The organism is Nonomuraea sp. NPDC049624 (assembly GCF_040675255.1).
Lineage (GTDB): Bacteria > Actinomycetota > Actinomycetes > Streptosporangiales > Streptosporangiaceae > Nonomuraea.
This window is the reverse complement of sequence record NZ_JBFAOR010000011.1, coordinates 250,368-270,874: the sequence shown is the minus strand read 5'-3', so window position 1 is coordinate 270,874 and position 20,507 is coordinate 250,368. Positions and strand designations below refer to the sequence as shown.

The 20,507-nt window shown below is 70.8% G+C and carries 21 protein-coding genes; 11 read left to right on the top strand and 10 right to left on the bottom strand.

From position 1 onward, the window contains the following. Positions 1 to 65: 65 nt before the first annotated feature. Positions 66 to 233, bottom strand: coding sequence for a hypothetical protein (locus AB0J76_RS39520; protein ID WP_352319276.1), 168 nt, complete (start codon positions 231 to 233; stop codon positions 66 to 68). A 280-nt stretch (positions 234 to 513) separates the two neighbouring features. On the opposite strand from AB0J76_RS39520, the gene AB0J76_RS39515 reads away from it, so the two are divergent. Both AB0J76_RS39515 and AB0J76_RS39510 read left to right on the top strand, forming a co-directional pair. Continuing rightward, positions 514 to 906 (top strand): hypothetical protein, encoded by a 393-nt coding sequence (locus tag AB0J76_RS39515; protein WP_352319275.1) that lies wholly within the window; start codon positions 514 to 516, stop codon positions 904 to 906. A gap of 530 nt (positions 907 to 1,436) precedes the next feature. Continuing rightward, entirely contained in the window at positions 1,437 to 1,844 is a 408-nt protein-coding gene (locus AB0J76_RS39510; protein WP_352319273.1) for a hypothetical protein, read from the top strand. 352 nt (positions 1,845 to 2,196) lie between these two features. Here the strand turns inward: AB0J76_RS39510 and AB0J76_RS39505 are convergent, their stop codons facing one another. From AB0J76_RS39505 to AB0J76_RS39495, 3 genes are all read right to left on the bottom strand, one after another. After that, positions 2,197 to 2,517: a hypothetical protein gene (locus tag AB0J76_RS39505; RefSeq protein ID WP_352319271.1), complete on the bottom strand. Its 321-nt coding sequence runs from the start codon at positions 2,515 to 2,517 to the stop codon at positions 2,197 to 2,199. Positions 2,518 to 2,883: 366 nt separating this feature from the next. After that, the gene (locus AB0J76_RS39500) at positions 2,884 to 3,249 is read right to left on the bottom strand and encodes a hypothetical protein (RefSeq protein WP_352319269.1); all 366 of its coding nucleotides are present in this window, start codon (positions 3,247 to 3,249) and stop codon (positions 2,884 to 2,886) included. Between the two features lie 1,155 nt (positions 3,250 to 4,404). Continuing rightward, positions 4,405 to 5,316: a Ku protein gene (locus tag AB0J76_RS39495; RefSeq protein ID WP_352319267.1), complete on the bottom strand. Its 912-nt coding sequence runs from the start codon at positions 5,314 to 5,316 to the stop codon at positions 4,405 to 4,407. Between the two features lie 81 nt (positions 5,317 to 5,397). On the opposite strand from AB0J76_RS39495, the gene ligD (AB0J76_RS39490) reads away from it, so the two are divergent. The 5 genes from ligD (AB0J76_RS39490) to AB0J76_RS39470 all read left to right on the top strand — a co-directional run bounded on the left by ligD (AB0J76_RS39490) (position 5,398) and on the right by AB0J76_RS39470 (position 8,455). Then, positions 5,398 to 6,279: a non-homologous end-joining DNA ligase gene (gene ligD, locus AB0J76_RS39490; RefSeq protein ID WP_352319265.1), complete on the top strand. Its 882-nt coding sequence runs from the start codon at positions 5,398 to 5,400 to the stop codon at positions 6,277 to 6,279. Continuing rightward, entirely contained in the window at positions 6,276 to 7,151 is an 876-nt protein-coding gene (ligD, locus tag AB0J76_RS39485) for a non-homologous end-joining DNA ligase (protein ID WP_352319263.1), read from the top strand. Before ligD (AB0J76_RS39490) ends, ligD (AB0J76_RS39485) begins: the two co-directional genes overlap by 4 nt. Before the next feature lie 43 nt (positions 7,152 to 7,194). Continuing rightward, positions 7,195 to 7,404, top strand: coding sequence for a hypothetical protein (locus AB0J76_RS39480; RefSeq protein WP_352319261.1), 210 nt, complete (start codon positions 7,195 to 7,197; stop codon positions 7,402 to 7,404). Positions 7,405 to 7,512: 108 nt separating this feature from the next. Beyond that, the gene (locus AB0J76_RS39475; RefSeq protein WP_352319259.1) at positions 7,513 to 8,133 is read left to right on the top strand and encodes a TetR/AcrR family transcriptional regulator; all 621 of its coding nucleotides are present in this window, start codon (positions 7,513 to 7,515) and stop codon (positions 8,131 to 8,133) included. A gap of 91 nt (positions 8,134 to 8,224) precedes the next feature. Continuing rightward, the gene (locus AB0J76_RS39470) at positions 8,225 to 8,455 is read left to right on the top strand and encodes a DUF3107 domain-containing protein (RefSeq protein WP_352319257.1); all 231 of its coding nucleotides are present in this window, start codon (positions 8,225 to 8,227) and stop codon (positions 8,453 to 8,455) included. 525 nt (positions 8,456 to 8,980) lie between these two features. Here the strand turns inward: AB0J76_RS39470 and AB0J76_RS39465 are convergent. After that, positions 8,981 to 9,634, bottom strand: coding sequence for a ferritin-like fold-containing protein (locus tag AB0J76_RS39465; RefSeq protein ID WP_352319255.1), 654 nt, complete (start codon positions 9,632 to 9,634; stop codon positions 8,981 to 8,983). 350 nt (positions 9,635 to 9,984) lie between these two features. On the opposite strand from AB0J76_RS39465, the gene AB0J76_RS39460 reads away from it, so the two are divergent. The 3 genes from AB0J76_RS39460 (at position 9,985) to AB0J76_RS39450 (ending at position 13,947) form a co-directional block, all read left to right on the top strand. Then, a complete protein-coding gene (locus AB0J76_RS39460) occupies positions 9,985 to 11,826 on the top strand; it encodes a DEAD/DEAH box helicase (RefSeq protein WP_352319253.1) in 1,842 nt (613 codons plus the stop codon). A 311-nt stretch (positions 11,827 to 12,137) separates the two neighbouring features. Further along, on the top strand, positions 12,138 to 13,028 hold the full coding sequence (locus tag AB0J76_RS39455) for an alpha/beta hydrolase (RefSeq protein ID WP_352319252.1): 891 nt from the start codon (positions 12,138 to 12,140) through the stop codon (positions 13,026 to 13,028). A 13-nt stretch (positions 13,029 to 13,041) separates the two neighbouring features. After that, positions 13,042 to 13,947: an oxygenase MpaB family protein gene (locus tag AB0J76_RS39450; RefSeq protein WP_352319250.1), complete on the top strand. Its 906-nt coding sequence runs from the start codon at positions 13,042 to 13,044 to the stop codon at positions 13,945 to 13,947. Between the two features lie 14 nt (positions 13,948 to 13,961). Here AB0J76_RS39450 and AB0J76_RS39445 read toward each other — a convergent pair whose 3' ends face one another. The 4 genes from AB0J76_RS39445 to AB0J76_RS39430 form a co-directional block, all read right to left on the bottom strand. Continuing rightward, positions 13,962 to 14,879 (bottom strand): PD-(D/E)XK nuclease family protein, encoded by a 918-nt coding sequence (locus tag AB0J76_RS39445; protein ID WP_352319248.1) that lies wholly within the window; start codon positions 14,877 to 14,879, stop codon positions 13,962 to 13,964. Beyond that, positions 14,880 to 15,599 (bottom strand): MBL fold metallo-hydrolase, encoded by a 720-nt coding sequence (locus tag AB0J76_RS39440; RefSeq protein ID WP_352319246.1) that lies wholly within the window; start codon positions 15,597 to 15,599, stop codon positions 14,880 to 14,882. A gap of 11 nt (positions 15,600 to 15,610) precedes the next feature. Continuing rightward, complete coding sequence (locus AB0J76_RS39435) at positions 15,611 to 16,225, bottom strand: MarC family protein (RefSeq protein WP_352319244.1); 615 nt, start codon at positions 16,223 to 16,225, stop codon at positions 15,611 to 15,613. A gap of 81 nt (positions 16,226 to 16,306) precedes the next feature. Then, positions 16,307 to 16,933, bottom strand: a complete 627-nt coding sequence (locus tag AB0J76_RS39430) for a DUF6758 family protein (protein WP_352319242.1) — start codon at positions 16,931 to 16,933, stop codon at positions 16,307 to 16,309. Between the two features lie 74 nt (positions 16,934 to 17,007). Here AB0J76_RS39430 and AB0J76_RS39425 point away from each other — a divergent pair, with 74 nt between their 5' ends. After that, a complete protein-coding gene (locus AB0J76_RS39425) occupies positions 17,008 to 17,409 on the top strand; it encodes an NUDIX hydrolase (RefSeq protein WP_352319240.1) in 402 nt (133 codons plus the stop codon). Here the strand turns inward: AB0J76_RS39425 and AB0J76_RS39420 are convergent. Beyond that, on the bottom strand, positions 17,393 to 20,287 hold the full coding sequence (locus AB0J76_RS39420) for a hypothetical protein (protein WP_364392629.1): 2,895 nt from the start codon (positions 20,285 to 20,287) through the stop codon (positions 17,393 to 17,395). The two genes, AB0J76_RS39425 and AB0J76_RS39420, sit on opposite strands and share 17 nt — an antisense overlap. Positions 20,288 to 20,507 lie beyond the last annotated feature (220 nt).

Below are 20,507 nucleotides of genomic sequence, written 5' to 3'. Positions count from 1 at the left end.
CCATGAGGAACGGATACAGTGCGCAACCTACCGGACACTCCTGGTTAGCGGCCGGAAAGTCGTGGTCACTGGAAATCCATCGGGAAGGCGTAAAGGCATTTCCCGAACGATCCCGACGACAGCATCGTCCAGCATTTCTCAGCCTGGCGCACAGGTGTGCCGGCGAGCATTTCCTGCGAGCCGTAGATACCCGCATGGCCGCCGCCTTCCGGCGTATACGGCCATGCCGTCATTTCCCGAGAAAAGCACGGCCGACGCTGTCGGAACCCGATGTGATGGGCACTCCGTCATATGTACATAATCGGACATATCATGGCATTTCATTCGATAGAGCTGTAATGCAAGCAATAAGATTGCTAATGCATAGCAAAATAGGGCCACTCCTGTTTGCTGTAGCTCTGTCTCGGAAATGACATTTCACGGATGGCTCATCAGCTAGTCGTTCAAGACCTGGTTCCCGGCCTCTCGGGAACGTCGAGAACGGGGCAACCAATCCTTTAGGGGGAAAACGCAATGCCCAAGCTCAAAAGTGTTATCGCAGGTCTGGCCGTCAGCACCGCGCTGACCGGCGGCGTGGTCAGCCTGGGCGCGACGACCACCGCCAACGCCAGCACCGCCAACAACGTCACCAGCCCGACGACCCTCAGCTGGGGCGATGGGGACGGTCACGGCTGGTGGCACCGTCGCCACCACCGCTGCAACCGCAACCGCCACGGCTGGGGCGGCGGCTGGGGCGGCGGCGGCTGGGGCTGGGGCGGCGGCTGGGGTGGCGGCTGGCGCCGGCACCACCGCGGCGGCGGCGTCTGCGTCAAGATCTTCAACGAGAACACGAACGACAACACCGAGACGAGGACCAGCAACGAGCTGCGCGAGGACCACCGGGCGCGCGGCGACCGCGACGACTGATCGCGGGGGAATGGTGCCCGTAATCCATGGATGGTCGCTCTTCACGGCGAAGTGAATCCGACCGGCGAGTACTGGGCTCTCAGGAAGTGACCGCACCCGGACCTTGCGGTCCTGCCTGAGAATCCATTCTCCTCTGTCACCGCGGCAATTCCCGGTGAGGGCTCCACTGGCATTCTGCCGGTGGGGCCCTCACTGCGTTCCACCGGCATTCCGCCGGTGGGTCCTCACTGCGTTCCACTGGCATTCTGCCGGTGGAGCCCTCACCGCGTTCTCTCTTGAATGCGGGATCCCTCTTCCCCCTGATACTGGACCCATGACCCCTGGCAGTCCGAAATGTCCGATTATGCACCATGATGCTCCATAGTGTCGGACAAGAGAGGACAATGTCCGTTTGTGGGGCATTCGGACGGATATATCCCTGGCATGGATGTTCGCTAGCGAGCATCCACGCCGCTCCGCAGAAATTCAGAAGGCTCGGATTACGCGGAGCGTCGAGTACGGGGCAATCAATCCTTTTAGGGGGAAACACAATGCCCAAGCTCAAAAGTGTTATCGCAGGGCTCGCCATGGGCACCGCGCTGACCGGCGGTGTGGTCAGCGCGGGCGCGGCGACCACCGTCACCGGCGCGAACGCCGCCAGCGTCACCGGCTCGGCCACCGCGGCCACCCTGGCCGGCTGCTTCCGGGAGGTCCGGTGCGGCTGGGGCGGCTGGGGCCGCAGCTGGGGCAACCGCTGGGGCGGCGGCTGCCACCGCCGCTGCGGCGGCGGCTGGGGCTGGGCCCGCGGCGGCTGGGGCTGGGGTCGCGGCGGCGGCTGGGGCTGGCGGCGTAACAACGCACCCCGGGTCCGCGTCGTCATCCACAACTCCAACCACAACAGCAACCACAACAACACCAACGTGCAGCGGCACGACGAGCGCGAGCACCACGACGACTAGGCTGCGGCCTCACCCGGGGAAGGCCCGCCCAGCGAGAGCCCGCCTGAGGGGTGAGACCACGCCGACGTAGAGGAGTGCCCGCATCCGGCCGACCGGCTCTCTTGACGGAGAGCGAGGATCGCCTCCCGGATGCGGGCACTCGACGTGTCCCACGTCCTTCCCGAGCCGGCCCGCCCTCTCGGCGCCGCACAGGACCGTCACCCCGCGCCAAGACCGTACGGACAAGAAGGTGAAACGAGTGAGTGCCCGCATTCCCTGCCAGGAGCCCGTTCTCGACGAGAACGAGGGTCCGGCGGGATGCGGGCACTCAGTTGCGCGATCGCGGTTCGCGCCCCGGGTTCAGAACCTGCGGTCAGCTCCACTCACGCTCGTCGTCAGCGCGAACCCGCTGGCGAGCGTCATGCGCGATCGCGTCGCGGTTCCGGTTCCTGTTGACGATGATGATCTTGATCCTGGGGAGCCGGTGGCGACGCCAGTTGTTGCGCCAGCCCCAGCCGCCGCCGCACCACGAGCGGCGGAAGCAGCCCGACAGAGTGGTGGTGGTCGCGCCGGTGGTGACGTTCGCAGCCGCTTCGGCGCTGGTGGTCGTGGTCGCCGCGCCGAGGGCGATCACTCCGCCGCTCAGGGCCGTGCTCATGGCGAGCCCTGCGACAATACTCTTGAGCTTGGGCATTGCGTTTCCTCCTAAAGGTTTGGATGCCCCGTTTCTCGACGCTTCCGGATTCCCAGGAAACGACGTGGACGGTATGGCTTGCCGGGCCTGCCATCCATGACCTTGATATATCCCCATGAATAGCCAGCAAACCGCAATTGTCCTCTTTTGCCGGTAGGCACAGATTCGCATGGCGACTCGCACGCAAACGCAAGTGAGGGCTCCCCGGCCGATGCCGGTGAAGCCCTCACCAGAATTTCCGAAGGCGCGGAGAGAATGACCCCTCCGGCGCGCCGGGCCGTAATTCAGACCGTTTTCCGAGCCCGGTACCCGATGGTCGAATTCAGCGCGGCGCCGCCTTCATGAGGATGACGGATCCGTCCGCCGTCAACGCCAGTCGCGGTCGTGGTCGCGGTCGTGGTCGCGGACCGTCGGGCGCGTGGTTTCGTTGTCCGTCACCCGGTTGCGGTTGAAGTTGCGGTTGTGGATGGTGACCTTCACCTTGCCCACGCGGTTGTGGTGACGGCGCCAGCCCCAGCCGCCGCCCCAGCCGCCCCAGTTGTTGCCCCATCCCCAGCCACCGCACCGGGACCTGCGGAAGCAGCCGGCCTGGAAGCTGGTGGACGTGACGACACCGGCGCTGGTGGCGGCGTCGGCGCTGGTCGCGGTGGTCGCCGCACCGAGTGCCACGACACCGCCGCCCATGGCCGTGCTGACGGCGAGGCCTGCGAGAATACTCTTGAGCTTGGGCATTGCGTTTCCCCCTAAAGGATTGGTTGCCCCGTTCTCAACGCTCCCCGGTTGCCAGGGAACTGCCCTTGGACGACCTGTGACGAGCCATCCGTGAAATGTCATTTCCTGGACGCGGGCACGGCAACACAGAACCGCCGCCTTTTTGCTATGCATTAACAGCCTTATTGCTTGCATTAAACATTTATTGACTGATATGCCATGATATGTCCGAATCTATCATGATCGCCTGGCGGGGGCTTCCAGCAAGAAGGAGTGGGCCCCGGAAACCCGGGCACCGGCTCTTGACCGGCACAGCGTGTCGGTGATCGTCCGATTTACCCGGAGGTAATTGACACGGCTTATTGTGATTTGAAGACAATGTCCGCTTTACGGCTAATGGCCGTTATGTGAGCCGGAACGCGGACGGCCGTCCCTGGCGCACCGTGAGAGGACAGACCTTCTGCGCCACCTTCGGGCCGAGCGGAAAGTGCGACTCCTGCCAATGCGACGCTGAGCCCGGCCTGCGGCCCGCGCACGTAGGTGCATACGTTCACCCACTCCGGCACGTCGACCACCCGGAAACTCCCGTCCACGGCCAATGAGCGCGATCTGCTCGGCCTCACGCTCGCTGCGCCGCCCGGCTGTCGAGCGCGAACCTGACGTTGGCCATCTCACCCGACCAACCGCCTCGCCAACTCCCGCGCAGTGATGGCCTCACGCCAGTGCACCTGGCTGGTCCGCCAGGCGTTGTACGCAACCCGATCGGTCACCTTGATCCGGAAGTGGCCAGGCCTCCGCAACGAGATCATCCGGGCTGGGATCGGTGGCTCGTCGCCCTCTCCCCCACCGCAACGGTCGCCTTCACCAGCCCTCGTGCGCACCTCGGCGCCGTCCACAGCTGTATCCGGCCATGCGGTTCGTCACCGGCGCGATGAGGGGTGCCCTACGTCGCCATGGCGGTCCAGGTCGCCGGTGAACGGCGTCTCCCCCTTGGGTGACGCCGGGCCTGAGCGTGGGGATGGCCGTCGGCACCCCGCTGGATACCCAGCACCAGGACGCACGGGCGCCTGACCGGCGGAGGTGGTCACGCGGGTCGGCGGGCAGCAGGTCTTCGCCACGGTGTCCGGTTCGAACGTCCTGGGTAAGTCGTCGCACGAACCGCCGTAGCGGAGCGGTTCAGGCGGACTTGCGGGCCTTGCGCTTCGGCGGGGCCTTCTCCTCCTTGGCCTCCTCCTTGGCCTCCTCCGCCCCCTTCGACGCCTTGGCGGACTTGCCACCGCCCGCCGCCTTCTTCGGTTTGGCCGGTTCCCCGGTCCGCTCCCGTTTCGCGGCCTCGACGCTGGCGCGCAGGGCGGCCATGAGGTCCACCGCCGGCCCCGCCTCTTCCTCCTCGGGCGCCGCGACGACCTCCTTGCCCGCCACCTTCGCCTCAATCACCTGCTGCAACGCCTCGCGGTACGTGTCGTGGTACTCGCTCGGGTCGAAGTCCGACTCCATGGTGGTGATCAGCGACTCGGCCATCTTGAGCTCCTGGGCCCGGACCTCGATGTCCTCCTCCAGGAACTCGAAGTCGGGGGCGCGGATCTCGTCCGGCCACAACATGGTCTCCAGGACGAACACCCCGTCCCGTACGCGCAGGGTGGCCAGCGACTCCCGCTGCCGCAGCGCCACCTTGACCACGGCCACCTGTCCCGAGCTCTCCAGGGCGTCCCGCAACAGCACGTACGGCTTCGCGCCCTGCGCGTCGGGCTCCAGGTAGTACGACTTGGCGAAGTAGATGGGGTCGATCTGCTCAGCCGGGGTGAACTGCAGGACGTCGATCCTGCGCGACGTGCTCAGCGGCAGGTCCTCGAAGTCCTCGTCGGTGAGCACCACCATCTCGCCCGTGGCCAGCTCGTACCCCTTGGCGATGTCCGCGTACGGGACCTCCTCGCCGTCGACCGTGCACACGCGCTTGTAGCGGATGCGGCCGCCGTCGTCCCGGTGGACCTGGTGGAAGCTGACGTCTTTCTGCTCGGTGGCCGAGTAGAGCTTTACGGGGATGGTGACCAGCCCGAAGGAGATCGCACCTTTCCAGATGCTGCGCATGGGCACTCCTCAGCAGTAGCGGGCTCACCATATGGGCACATACCCGTCATGGGGCAACCAATGCCATACCCGATTGAACCAATGCTGGCCGTACCTGGGGAACTACCCTCCGATCGCGACCGGTACGGCTTGGAGGTCAAGTGGGACGGCATCCGCGCGCTCGTGCACCTCGACGGCGTCCTGAGGGTGACGGGACGGCACGGCGTGGAGTACACCCGGCGATACCCCGAAATCTCGGGGTTCGGGGTCAAGAACGCCGTGCTCGACGGCGAGGTCGTGGCGCTGGACCGGCGCGGCAGGCCCAGTTTCGTCCGGCTCCAGCACCGTATGCACCTGACCGACCCGGAACCGGCCGTGCTGGAGCTCTACCCCGTCACGTACATGCCCTTCGACCTGCTCTGCCTGGACGGCCGGCCGCTGTTCGACCTGGCCTACCGCGACCGCCGCGCGCTCCTCGACGAGCTGGACGTCGGCGCGCCCCCGTACTTCCCCGGGGACTCCGACCTGCTCACCGCCACGCGCGAGCAGGGCCTGGAGGGCGTGGTGGCCAAGCGCCTCGACTCCCCGTACCGGCCGGGCGTGCGCTCGCCGTGGTGGATCAAGGTCAAGCACCTCAGCACGCGGGACGTCGTGATCGGCGGCTGGAAGCCCGGCAAAGGCCACAGGGCCGGCGGGATCGGCTCGCTCGTCATGGGGGTCTTCACCGGTGAAGGGCTGACGTACGTCGGCCACGTGGGAACCGGGTTCACCGACGCCATCCTGGACGACCTCCACCAGGCGCTCCGACCTCTGGAGATCCCGCGCAGCCCGTTCACGAACGCCGTCCCGTGGAGAAATCGGTGGGTTAGGCCCGATCTCGTCGGGGAGGTGGGCTACACGATGTGGACCGACGAGCTGCGGCTGAGACATCCGGTGTGGCGCGGGCTGCGCGCCGACAAGCTCCCCGCGGAGGTGACGCTGTGAAGAAGGTGCCGGTCAGGGTCGACGGGCGCGAGCTGACGCTGAGCAACCTGGACAAGGTGCTCTACCCGGAGATCGGCTTCACCAAGGCCGAGGTCATCGACTACTACAGCCGCGTGGCCCCCGTCCTGCTGCCGCACCTCGCCGGCCGGCCGCTGACCGTCAAGCGGTACCCCAACGGCGTCACCGGCCAGTTCTTCTTCGAGAAGAACGCGCCCGAGCACACGCCCGACTGGGTCAGGAAGGTCAACCTGCCCGCCCCCGGCAGCACCAAGGGCCGAGAGAGCATCGACTTCGCCGTCGTGGAGGACCTGCCGACGCTCGCCTACTACGCCAACCTGGCCGCGCTCGAACTGCACGTGCCTCAGTGGCGCGTGGACGACGACGGCGCCGCGCTGCCGCCCGACACGCTCGTGTTCGACCTGGACCCGGGCGCGCCGGCGACCATCGTGGAGTGCTGCCGGGTGGCGCTCACGCTGCGCGAGGTGCTGAAGGGCGAGGGGCTCGACGCCAGGCCCAAGACCAGCGGCAACAAGGGCATGCAGCTCTACGCCGACTGGGACTGCCGCGAGGAGCCGTCCGCGTACGCCAAGAGGCTGGCCCAGGTCCTGGAGAAGGAGCACCCGAAGGAGATCGTCAGCGTCATGGCCAAGAAGGCCAGGCCGGGCAAGGTGTTCATCGACTGGAGCCAGAACAATCCGGCCAAGACGACCGTGGCGCCGTACTCGCTGCGGGCCAGGGAACGGCCGACGGTCTCGACGCCGCTGCTGTGGAAGGAGGTCGAGGACTGTGCACACCCCGAGGATCTGGTGTTCACCGCCCCTGACGTACTGGCCAGAGTGGAGAAGCACGGTGACCTTTTCGGCCGGGCGTAGTCTGGACCCGTCCACACCAAGAGGGGGGCCGAAGATGTCGGAGATGGACACCCGCGGGGACGAGAACGTCTACGACGAGGAGGAGGAAGAGGAGTTGTCGCCGGAGACGCCCGAGGCCGACGCCGCCGAGCAGCATCGCGAGATCCGCCAGGAGACCGCCGGGGCGCGCCGCGAGGTTCCGCTCGACGCCGACCCCGCCGACGCGGCCGACCAGGACCGCGTCGTGGACTACGACGACGACGACTACCGCTGAGCAGGGGCCGCCCGCCAGACCGAGCGTGTATGACGATGACCGCCGAGGTGTCGGCTACCCGCACGTAGGATGTCGGCACAGTTCGCTGAGAGACCAATGGAGACCCGCGTGACCGCAACCCCGGACGCGAAGCCCCGGGGCACCCGGCTGCCCCGACTGGCCCGACGCCGGCAACTGCTGAGCGCCGCGCAGGAAGTGTTCGTGGAGAACGGCTACCACGCGGCCGCCATGGACGAGATCGCCGATCGGGCCGGGGTCAGCAAGCCGGTGCTCTACCAGCACTTCCCCGGCAAGCTGGAGCTCTACCTCGCGCTGCTCGACCTGCACGTCGACGACATGGTCAACCGCTGCCGCGAGGCCCTTGCCTCCACCCACGAGAACAAGCTGCGGGTGCAGGCCACGTTCAGCGCGTTCTTCGACTTCGTCTCCACGCAGGGGGAGGCGTTCCGGCTGGTCTTCGAGTCCGACCTGCGCAACGTCGCGCCCGTGCGCCAGCGGGTGGAGCGGTCCCTGCAGGAGTGCGCCGAGATGGTCAGCGCGGTCATCCAGGAGGACACCGGCTGCACCAGCGACGAGGCCCACCTGCTCGGCGTCGGCCTGGTCGGCATGGCCGAGGTGAGCGCCCGCTACTGGGTCACCGCGCAGGGCTCGATCCCCAAGGACGCCGCCGAGCAGCTCATGGCGCGGCTCGCCTGGCGCGGGATCAGCGGTTTTCCGCGTACGGCATAACCCGTTCGCTGGGCGCGATCATTCACCGCCTGCGGGCCTTCGAGCGGCGACGATGGAACCGAGCGCTAACCCAGTCGACTAGGGAGCCACGATGGAAGTCAAGATCGGCGTACGCTCGGTACACCGCGAACTCGTTGTCGAGACCGACCTCTCCGCCGAGCAGGTCGAAGAGGAGATCAGGAACGCGCTGTCGGTAGATCGCGGCGTCTTCGCCATCACCGACGTCAAGGGCCGGCGCGTGGTCGTGCCGGTGGCCTCGCTCGGTTTCGTCGAGATCGGTGAGGACGAGGCCAGGCCGGTCGGCTTCGGCGGCACCCTCTAACCACCCTGAAGGCCCACAACGAGGGTACGGCCCAACCAGCCGTACCCTCACCAGCCGAGCCGTGCCCTCACCGGCCGAGCCGTGCCCTCACCGCCGTACCCTCACCAACCGTGCCCGCCGCCCAACGCCTCCACCAGGACACGCCAGGGAACGCACACCACCAGCCGCACCGGCATCACGGGCCACATGGCTCGCGGTCGCCCGGCCGTCCGAGGCGGCAGCCCCGGACGTGGGGGCGGCGGTTCCCGCCGGGGTCTGCATACAGGTGGTCGGCGTGATCCCGTCGCTGGTCGTTCGTCGGGCATCCCGCGCTTCCCCTCCGCAACACGACGCGCGAGGTCCAGCGATTCGGCCCACATCTCGTCCAGGAACTGCCGTAGCGGCGCGAGCCCCTCATGTCTGGGACGGTACATCCGTTTCGTCCCCTCGCACCGCCCCACGGCCAGACCGGTCTCCTTTCAGTCCTGGCAAGATCCAGCCCTGGCAAGATCGCAGATGGCCCGGCTCCCCACGGTCGCGCCGGGGCTAGATGCCGAGGGTGGCCATGCGCTTGTTGTGGGCCTCCGTCAGCGTCGCGAACAGGCGTGAGATGTCAGGCGTCTCGCCCCCCGCCGCCCTGGCCGACTCCACCAGCAGCAACGCCAGCTCCGGCCGCGCCGTCGCCACCTGCTGCCCCTGGCTGAGCGCCTCGCCGACGAGCCGCCGGGCCCACAACGCCAGCCGCCCGCCCGTCGTCGGGTCGGCCTCGATCCCGGCCCTGACCCGCTCGACGGCGAACTGCGAGCGGGCCTCGTCCACCAGCACCTCGTCCACCAGCTCGACGATCGACGGCTCCAGGTGCCGGGCGGCCTCCCGGTAGAAGTCGAGCGCGATCCCGTCGCCCACGTACGTCTTGACCAGGGCCTGCAGCCAGTCGGCCGGCCGGGTCTGGGCGTGCCAGGCGTCGAGGGCCGCCACGAACGGCGCCATCGCCTCCTCCGGATCGGCCCCCAGCTCGGCCAGGCGGTCGCGCAGCAGGCGGAAGTGGGCGTACTCGGCCACGGCCAGCTCGCTGAGCGCGGCGCGGTCGGCGAGCGAGGGCGCCAGGGTGGCGGCGTCCTCGGTCATCCGGGCGTAGGCGCTGAGCTCGGCGTAAGCTAGAACCCCGAGCAGGTCGACGACTCCAGGAGACTCGTTCATGGAGGCAGCGTACTTCCCGAAATATGCGGGAACATAAGCGAGCTCGGCCAGCGTTGTGGTATCGAGTACACTGCTCTGTGAAAGTGCGACCGCACTGTGTTAGTTCGGGGGATTCCCCCGATAACCCCCGATTCCCCGGGTGCGCGGTCGCTGATGACGCGAGAGGGCTGGCTCTACCGCGAGGACCCACGTAACGGGGGCTGTTTTCCGCCCGTCGGTCCCGGCAGGCCCGCCTTCATTTGAGACTGAGGCAGGCCACGCTGACGACTTTCCGAGACCTCGGAGTCACACCAGAGATCGCCGATGCCCTCGAGACCGAGGGTATCGTCACACCGTTCCCCATCCAGGAGATGGCGCTCCCGCTCGCCCTGAGCGGCCAGGACCTCATCGGCCAGGCGCGCACGGGCACGGGCAAGACCTACGCGTTCGGCATCGCGATGCTCCAGAGCATCGGCAAGCCGCGCAAGAACCGCAAGAAGCCCCGCGGGCTGGTCGTCGTGCCGACCCGCGAGCTGGCCGTCCAGGTCAGTGAGGACCTGGTCACCGCGGCCGGCAAGCTCGGCTCCCGAGTCCTGACCGTCTACGGCGGCCGGGCCTACGAGCCGCAGATCGAGGCGCTCAAGGCCGGGGTCGACGTCATCGTCGGCACCCCGGGCCGGCTGCTCGACCTGGTCAAGCAGAAGCACCTCGACCTGAGCCAGGTCACCTCCCTCGTGCTCGACGAGGCAGACCGGATGATGGACCTGGGCTTCCTGCCCGACATCGAGCGGATCTTCAAGCTGATCCCCGCGGAGCGGCAGACGATGTTGTTCTCGGCCACCATGCCGGGCGAGATCGTCTCGCTGTCCCGCAAATACCTCAACCGTCCCACCCACGTACGCGCGGAGATGGAGAGCGGCGAGGGCGAGACCACCCCGCAGGTGCGCCAGATCGTCTGGCGCGCCCACCGGATGGACAAGATCGAAATCGTCGCCCGGCTGCTCCAGGCCGAGGGCCGCGGGCTCACCATGGTCTTCTGCGAGACCAAGCGGGCCTGCGACATGGTCGCCGAACAGCTCGACACGCGTGGTTTCGCGGTCGCGGCCGTCCACGGCGACCTCGGTCAGGGCCAGCGCGAGCAGGCGCTGCGGGCCTTCCGGGCGGGCAAGATCGACGTGCTGGTGGCCACCGACGTGGCGGCCCGCGGCATCGACATCGACGACGTCACCCACGTGGTCAACTACGACTGCCCCTCCGACGACAAGACCTACGTGCACCGCATCGGCCGTACCGGCCGGGCCGGGCGCACGGGCATCTCGGTCACGTTCGTGGAGTGGGAGGAGCTGACCCGCTGGAAGATGATCAACCAGATGCTCGGGCTCGACTTCGCCGAACCCGAGGAGACCTACTCCACCTCGCCGCACGTCTACGCCGAGCTGAACATCCCCGAAGGCACCAAGGGCGTCCTGCCGCACGCGAGCCGTTCGCGCGCCGGGCTGTCCGCGGAGCGCATCGAGGACCTCGGTGAGACCGGCCGCTCCCGCACCCGCGGCGGCAAGGGCCGGCGCGAGGAGCGCGAAGAGCGCGAGCGCCCGGCCCGCGCCCAGCGCCAGCGTCGCCGCACCCGCGGCGGCAGGGAACTGGCCGAAACCGCACCCGCCGAGACGCCGGAGGTCGAGATCGTGGCCGCCAAGACGGAGGAGACTCCCGCCATCTTCACGCCCGACGAGGTCCAGACGGCGGCCGCCGAGCCGAAGCGCACGCGCGTCCGCAGCAGGGGGGCCGCGTCGTCGGCCATCGAGCAGGCGCTGGCCGAGGCGCCGGAGACCCCGGTGAAGCGGACCCGCTCCCGCAAGGCCGACCAGCCCCAGGCCGCCGACCCGCGGCCGCGCGAGGAGGCCGCCGAGGCGCCCGCGCGCAGCCGTGCGGCCGAGGCTGCTCCGGTGGAGCAGCCGGTCCGGAGCGGGGCGGCCGAGGTCGCGCCCGAGCCGGTCGTGGAGTCCGTGCCGCAGCCGAGCTTCCTGGCCACGCCTCCGCCGCCGGCCCGCAAGGAGCCGGAGCGGATCATCCCGCCGAGCCCGTTCGCGGTGATCTTCCAGTCACCCGACCTGGCCACGGACGACGATGACATCGCGCCGTCCGCGGCGACCGAGCGCAAGCAGCAGCGCCGCCAGTCCCGTGGCGGTGGCGGCAACCGCCGTCGCGCGGGCTAGCGACGACGAGAAGAGGGCGCGCATCCCGTTCGCGGGGTGCGCGCCTTTTTCGTCGGTACGGCACCGGCGCGCGGAGGGAGCCCTAGGCCCCCCTCACGGCCTCACGGCGGCACCGGCCGACATATGCGCCGTCCGGGCACCGCAGAACCCCAGAGGCCGCCTCAGGGCCCGCCACGGCCCACCGGGGACGAGGAGGCCGCCACCCGCCTCCGAAGCGCGAAAGCCGCAAAGCTCACAACTCGCCACAACTCGCATCAGGGTCGCAGCTTTGCCGGTGTCGAGGCGCTGACCTCTGGGTATTGTTGCCCCACGTGAGTACGCCGCGATTCCTCGACCTGCCACCCGGTGTGACGCCGCAGAAGCTCGAAACGCCCCATGGCGCGTTCGCGGCTCTGGAGGCGCTTCCGGTCAGCGGCGTGGTCGAGCGCTGGCCCGCCCTCCTGGTCCCCGGCCTGACCGGCAGCAAGGAGGACTTCATCGCGGTCCTGATGACCCTGGCGCAGTCCGGCCGCCGGGTGGTGGCCGTCGACCTGCGCGGCCAGTACGAGACCCCGGGCCCCGACGACCCCGCCGCCTACACCTGCGCCGCCCTCGGGGCCGACGTCGACCTGATGGCCCAGGCCATCGGCGGCGGCGACCCCGTCCACCTGGTGGGCCACTCCTTCGGCGGCCTGGTCGGGCGGGAGGCCGTGATCGACGGGCGCACCCGGTTCGCCTCGTTCACGCTGATGAGCTCGGGCCCGGCGGCCATCGAGGGCAGGCGGGCGCGCAACGGCCGGGAGATCATGGACGAGATCCCGGCCCTGGGGCTCGAACACCTCTGGCACCACCGGATGGAGCCCGAGGCGCTGGCCGCCGACGTCTCCGACGAGATCATGGCGTTCCTGCGCAAGCGGCTGCTGACCAACTCCCCCACCGGCCTGGCCCGCATGGCCGAGCAGGTGCTGCACGCCCACGACCGCACCGACGAGCTGCGCCAGATCGAGATCCCCACCCTGGTCCTCTACGGCGAGCACGACGACGGCTGGTCGCCCGAGACCCAGTCGGAGACGGCCGCCCGGCTCGGCGCCGACTGCGTGGTCGTGCCCGGCGCGGTCCACTCCCCCGCCGTCGAGGCGCCCGAGACGACGGCCGCCGCGCTGGTCAGGTTCTGGAACGCGGCCGAGAAGCACTATTTGGACACAAGGTCCAATGCCATGTAATCATTCACTTACTATGACGGACGAACTCGTCGTCCAGGCGCCGCGGAGCGCGACCTGGCAGGTGCATCTCGACCGTTCGATGTGGGTGGGCGGCGTGCGCGGCCTCATGTTGCAGGCGTTGCACCCGCTGGCCATGCTCGGCGTCTGGCAGAACTCCACCTTCCAGGACGACCCCTTCGGCCGCCTGCGCCGCACCGCCGACTTCGTGGGCCGGGTGACGTTCGGCAGCCCGGCGGAGGCCGACGAGATCGGCCGGCGGGTGCGCGGCATCCACAAGGCGCTGCGCATCACCGATCCGCGCACCGGGCGCACGCACCGGGTGGACGACCCGGAGCTGCTGCTGTGGGTCCACTGCGCGGAGGTGTCGTCGTACCTGGAGGTGGCCAGGCGCGGCGGGCTCGGGCTGAACGAGCGGCAGGCCGACCGCTACCTGCGCGAGCAGCGCAGGAGCGCCTCCTACGTCGGGCTGCACCCCGAAGACGTCCCGGGCTCGTGCGCCGAGATGGACGCCTACTTCAAGCAGGCCCGGCCCGCCCTGCGGGTGACCGAGGAGGCGGCGGCGACCGTGCGGTTCCTGCTGTGGCCCCGGCTGCCGCGCGAGCTGCGCATGTTGTCGCCGGGCAAACCGGCCTACTTCCCCTTCGGCGCGCTCTGCTACTACACGCTCCCGGAGTGGGCCCGCCGCATGTACGGCGTGCTGCCCGAGGTGCCCCCGGCGACGGTCACCGCGGCGCTGAGGGCGTTCCGGCTGGGCATGAACGCGCTGCCGGAGCCGGTGCACGACCGGGCGTTCATGCCCTCGACGCGGGCGATGCTGGCGGCCGCGCGGGCCCGGCTCGGCGCGGCCGGCTACGACGTGAGCAAGGGGCTCAAGGGCCTGACCGACCCCCGTCGCTGGCCGGCGGCGCGGGCCGCCTGACCGCTTCGCGGGGGTCAGTCGGCCAGGCCGTCCCAGGGGTTGCGGTCGGAGCCGGCGGCCTGGCCCTCCGGGCAGTGGCGGCGGAAGTCGCACCACGAGCAGAGCGGGCCGGGGCTGGGGGCGAACACCGTGTCGAGCTCGGCGGGGACCTGGGCCGGGCCGACGACGGGACGCTCGCCCGCCCCCCGGCCCGCCGCGGAGCGCTTGGTCGCGGTGGGGGCGCCCATCACGACGCGGTAGCGGTCGTCGGCGGCGGCGGCCTCGACCGCGATCTCCTCGGCGCGGCGCAGGTGCCGGCCCAGCGACTCGTCGGTGTGGCGCCACTCGACGACCTCGCCGGTGGGCAGGTGGTGCAGCTCGACCGCCCGGCAGGGCGTGCGCATCATCGTGGAGGCCGCGATGGCGTACGTGGCCAGGGCGAGGGACGAGCGGGCGTCGTCCTGGGTCAGCGGGCGGCGGCCGGTCTTGTAGTCGACCACGACCAGCTCGTCGCCGCGCCGGTCGAGCCGGTCGATGCGCCCGGACAGCGCGACCACCTTGGTACGCGTGGCGACCGTGCGCTCGACGCCGACCGGATCGTCCGCGGGATCTAAGGTCGTGACATATCCGGACACGAGGTCGCGGGCCCGGCCCAGCCACTCGGCCGACTGCTCGGCGTCCCTGAACCCCTCGGTGATCCACCCGTTCGTGAGCAGGACGGCGGCCGTCAGCGGCGTGCGCCGCTCGTACGGCTCACGCCACCACGCCGCCAGCGCGTTGTGCACGCTGGCCCCGACGCTGTTGTGGGCCCAGGCGGGCCCCTTGGAGGGCTGCGGCCGGTCCAGGTAGGTGAACCGGTAGCGGCGGCGGCAGTCGAGCCAGGTGTTCAACCGCGACGGCGTGCACGCGTAGAGCCGCCGCGGCATCCCGTCCAGCGGAAGCTGGTCGTACACCTACTCGTCGCCGGGGCCGAGCTTGATGCCGGAGACCCTGGTGCCGTCGGTCAGCGGGCCCTCGTCGTCGCGGGGGGCGGCCGGGTCGCGGGTCAGCGAGCCCGACACCCAGTCGTCGAAGTGCGGCTCCAGGTCGCCGACGGTGACCTCGTCACCGTGGTTGGCCAGCACCCGGGTGTCGGGCGGCAGCGTGAACAGCCGGCCGCCGATCGAGGTGAGCTGGTCGGCCAGCGCCGGGTACTCGCCGCCGAGCTTGCCCGGCCCGTCGGCCTGCAGGGCCTTGCCGGTGAAGACGGCGCCCAGCGCCTCGCAGTAGAGCGAGATCCCGCCGGGCGTGACGCCGGGCGTCTCCATGACGTCGAGCTGGACGTCGGCGACGCCGAAGACGCCGTCGTCCTCCATGTCGATGTCGGGCCAGGTCTCCCGCCAGGTCTCCCGCCACAGCGGCTTGTCCTTGGGGTGCAGGGCGACGACCGCCTCGTCTCTGCTGGCCACCTCGATGGCCGCGCCGACGTGGTCGGGCAGGCCCGCGGTGCAGATGACGGCCAGCACCTCACGCTCGCCGACCTGCTCAAGGATCTTCTCGGCGTCACGCGCCGCGTCGATGACGATGACTTCGTCGTCGTCACCGATGATCCAGGTGTTGTTCTCGACCTTGTGCTCGGTGCCGTCGATGTCGACGACGCCCTCGGTCACCACTCGCTCGATACGCGCTGTCACGCTTCCGAACTTTAGCCCGTCTGCATGAGAGCGCGAATCGCGTTGATGATGAGTTGCACGGCGAGCGCCGACAGCAGCAGGCCGGCGATCCTGGTGACCAGCTCCACGCCGTTCTCCTTGATGACGCGGATGATGCTGACCGAGAAGCGCATGAACAGCCACAGCAGGATGTGCACGGCCGCGATGGCCAGCATCAGCGCGGCCAGCCCGTCGGCGCGTCCCTCGGCCTGCTGGGCGAAGACGATGGTCGCCACGATCGCGCCGGGCCCGGCCAGCAGCGGCGTGCCGAGCGGCACCAGGGCGACGTTGACGTTCGAGCGCACGGTGTCGGTGCGCGGCTCGGCCGTGCCGCGCAGCAGTTCCAGGGCCACCAGCAGGAGCAGCAGGCCGCCCGCGATCTGCATGGCGGGCACCTCGACGTGCAGGTACGACAGGATGGCCCGCCCGAACACCGCGAACACCACCACCAGGCAGAACGCCGTCACCGCGGCCTGCCAGGCGATGCGCCGCCGCTCGGCCGGGGTGCGGCCGAAGGTGTAGGCGAGGAAGAGCGGGATGACGCCCGGTGGGTCCATGATCACGAACATCGTCACGAACGCCTCGACGAAGAACCTGACCCCGGACACCGCTCCCCCAACCGGCCGCCCGGGGGAGGCGATCCTTGCTCAGCCCCGCGCCCGGCCCGCCGGGCGCTCGATTTCCGGCCCTCAGTCTTCCAGCAGCGGCGAGAACCCGCCGAACGGCACCTCGAACTCGCGGTCGCGGGCGTCCTGGAGGGACAGCTCGGCCAGCGCGATCATGCAGCCCGCCTCGGCGGGCCAGGCGATGGTCCACAACCAGTTGCCGAGCGCCTCACCGGCGTAGACGGCCCGGTCGTCGATGCCGGCCAGGCACCACATCGCCGTGGGATGCCCCAGCACCTCGATCTTCGCGTTGGGCGGCCCGGAGTCGAACCCCTCACCGGGGTCGGGCCCGTCGAGCCCCGCGAACGTCGCGCCGAGCCCGACGCCCGGCTCCTCGGCGATGACCAGCAGGTCGGCCGGCCCCTCGATCGGCGAGGGGCCGCTGAGCGCGACCACGCTGGCCCGCGAGCCGGTACGTTCGTCGCCGACCTCGCCGAACCCGGTCACCGTCCAGCCGGGCGGCAATGGCCAGGGCAGCCACACGGGCACCACCGAGCGTTTCCGCAGGGCCTCCAGCGATTCACCCGTGGGCGGTCGCGGAGGCTGGTACGGCAGGACGTCACCGTGCGTGTCGCAATGGAACGCACTGGACAGGGCGCTCGACCCGTGAAGCGGGCCGAAGCACCTTGGGCAGGTAGGAGCCGCTCTCACAGCTACCCACGGTGCTTCCTCCGGCACGGCCGCGTCAAGACCGGGACCCGTTATCCCGTCGTAATCTTGGTCATGTGCGCGTAAATTGTGTCGGCGCGATCATTTTCGACGCCTCTGACCGGCTTCTTCTCATCCGGCGCGGCCGCCCGCCGGGCATGGGCCTGTGGTCGCTCCCGGGCGGCCGGCTGGAGCCCGGCGAGAGCGACGCGGCCGGCCTGCGCCGCGAGGTCATGGAGGAGACCGGGCTGCGCGTCGAGGTGGGCCGCCTGGCCGGCACGGTGGAGCGTCCCGGGCCGGGCGGCGTCACGTACGTGATCCGCGACTACCTGGCCACCTGCGCCGGCGGCGTGCCCGTGGCCGGGGACGACGCCGCCGACGTGCGCTGGTGCGGCCCCGGCGAGCTGGCGCTGCTCCCGCTCACCGAGGGGCTGCTCGGCTGCCTGACCGAGTGGGGCGTGCTCACCGGTTGGCGGTGAGGCTGGAGGTCCACAGGATCAGGTGATCGGTGTCGTACGTCGTGGACCGGCCGAGCGCCACCACCTCCGTGCCGCTGATCGCCACGGCCGTCAGGGCCTGCATGCCGAGGCCGGAGAGCCGGTCCCTGGTCAGGGCCATGCGGTTCCACGACAGGCCGTCCTGGGACACCCAGGCCGCGCTGTCGCCCTCGCCGGGGACGCCGTGCCAGCCGACCGCCACCAGGCCCTGGTCGCCCGCGGCCAGGTCGTGCACGGCCGCCGCCTGGTCCGCGGGCAGCCAGGCCGTCGTCCAGCTCTCGCCGTCGTCGTCGGAGACGGCGGAGAAGGCGCGGCGTGCGCCGCCCGTCACGGCCGTGCCGATGGCGACGAGCTTGTCGTGGTACGTCGTGACCTGCCGCAGCCCGGCCGACGTGGCGTCCGGCGGGGTGAGCCGTTTGCGGGCGCTCCAGTTGACGCCGTCGTCGGAGAACCAGACCACGCTGTTCTCCCGATCGCCGCTCCCCGACCCGCCGACCGCGACGTAGCCGCCCTGGGTCGCGATCACGTCGTGGACGCGGACGCCCGAGCCGCCCTGGGGCAGCTTCCTGGACCGCGTGTACTTGCGCAGGTCGGGCGTGAACCACATGGCGGCGGCCACCGAGCCCGCCTGGTCGTGGGACTCGCCGGCCAGCACGTACCCCTTCTTGCCGGCCGCGACGGCGTGGGTGTCCAGGTAGGGGCGGTCGCGGTCGCGGGCCAGGTCGCCGGAGACCGGCACCCGCCGCCAGTTCTCGCCGTCGTCGGAGGTGACGAGCAAGGGGTCGGTGACGGCCAGGTTCGTCTGGGTGCTGCCGGCCGCCAGCCAGCCGCGAGCGCCGTGGGCGACGTCCTCCAGGATCTGCCTGCCGGGGCCGCCGAGGCTCATCGACTTCCAGCGCTGCCAGTTGCTGATCGTCCACAGGCCGGCGTCGCCGGAGGCCGCGCCGACCGCGACGTACCGGCCGCCGGCGGACGCCAGGCGGGTGGTCTCGCGCGACACCCTGGTCAGGCCCTCGACCTGGCCGAGCTGGACGCGGGAGGCGGCGCCGCGCGGCGGCGCGGTCATCAGCACGAGCTGGTTGTCGACGTCGGAGGCGGCCTGGTCGCCGCCGGCGAACAGGGTGCCGCCGTCGGAGATCGTGAAGCCGCGCAGCGTGGCGCCCGCCAGGTCGCCGAGGTCGGCCCGCTTGGTCCAGCCGCGCCCGTCGGCGCTGGTCAGGACCGAGTACTTGCCCAAGGTGGCCTGGCTGATCGCGGCTACGCCGGACCGGTAGGAGACCAGCGACTCCACCCCGGAGCTCTCGCCGCTCAGGCCGCCGATGGAACCGCACTGCGACCACTGGGCGCCCGTGGGCGAGCAGTAGACGCGCACGCCGCCGTCGACCGTGCGCTGCCTGGTCGGCACCAGGACGAACCGTTTGGGCAGCACGGCCACCGTGCCCGTGCGCGGCTCGGCCTCGGGCAGCTGGAAGCCGGTCGCCTGCCAGTCGCGTCCGCCGTCGGACGAGCGCAGCACCCGTGAGCCGCTCCCGTCGGCCGGGCGGCCGACGGCCACGACCGTGTCGCCCTGGGCGACGACCGCCCTGATCTCCTGGACGTCCAGCCCCCTGGTCTCCACGCGCTCCCAGGCCCGGCCGTCGGACGAGCGCCAGGCCGCCGGGCCGGGGCCGCCGTCCCCCGGCGTGGCGCCGACGGCGACGAAGCCGGAGGCCGTCCTGGCGATGTCGTAGATCTGGTCGCCGGGCCGGAAGGCGGCCATGCCGGTCGCGTTGACCGTCGTCCAGCTGAAGCCGTCGACGCTGGTCCACAGGCCGCGCTCGCCGGACGGGCCGTCGCCGCCGCTGGCCAGCCAGCGGCCGTCGCCGCCGACCACGCGCTGGACGATGGGCGTGGAGGCGCCGCTCACCTGGCCGAGCTGCCAGTGCTTGCCGGCGTCGGGCGAGAACAGGAAGAGCGGGCGCGGGGTCGGGCTGGTGGTGTCGCTGCCCACCGCGACCACCGCGCGGCCGACGGAGACGATGTCGTTGAGCTTCTGGTTGGTGCCGACGCCGGCGGCCGGGACGGTGAACAGGTCGTCCCCCGAACGGCCGGTGCCGGCCTCCAGGCGCAGTCCGGGGGCGTCGGTGTCGCTCCAGCGCCAGACGAGCACCCCCGCGGCCACCAGGAGCGCCAGGGCCATGGTGAGGGCGATGGGGGCGGCCCTGCTGCCCCGGTGCACGGGGCTGGACCGGCGCACGGCGGCCGGGGCCGGGCCTCTGTGGTGCCTGCCGCCGGCGCCGCCGGGGCGCGGCGGGCCGGTGGCGACCAGCAGGTCCGGTCTCGTGGGACGCCCGCCGGGCGGCCGGCCGACCCGCCTGACCTCGGCGTCCTCCTCACCGGCCACCGCGGACTCGGCGTCCCGGGCCTCGGGGTCGCGGGCCTCGGCGTCGCGGACCTCGCGGTTGCGGACCTCGGGGTCGTGCGGTCCGGAGGTCTGGGATCCGGGGTCGTGCGGTCCGCGGTCGTGCGGTCGGGGGGGTTCGGGCGGCGAGGGCGGGGGCTGGGTGGCGGGGGCCTCGTCGGTGGGGAGCGGCAGGTGGTAGGGCGGCTCGCGGTAGGGGCCCGCGGGGGCCATGCCCTCCTGGGGGCCGTCGGCGGGCGGGGCCGGGGGCCCGGACGGCGGCGCAGTGGGCGGGGGCGCGGCGGGCGGTTCCTGGCGGGGCGGGCCGCCGGCGACGAGCTTGTCCGGGCGGTTGACGATGCGCCGGGGACGGCGGCGCGGCTCGACCTCGGGCTCGGCCGTCGGCGAGCTGTACGGTCTGCGCCCCTTGGGCGGTTCCTGCGGCGACTCCTCCGGGATCGGGGACGCGAACGGCGGCATGCCCCAAGGGGAGGTCAAGGGTAAGCCCCGGGCCCGGTCGTCGGTGGGCCCGGGCGGTGAGTGGCGGATCCTGGGCTCCCCGGAAGAGGCCCTGGCCTCCCCGGAAGAGGCTCCGGGCTGCTCGGAAGAGGCCCTGGCCTGCTCGGACGCGGCCCTGGGCCCGGGAGAGGTGCCGGGCTCGTCGGGAGAGGGGGGTTCCGCGGCGTCCTCAGGACGCGGG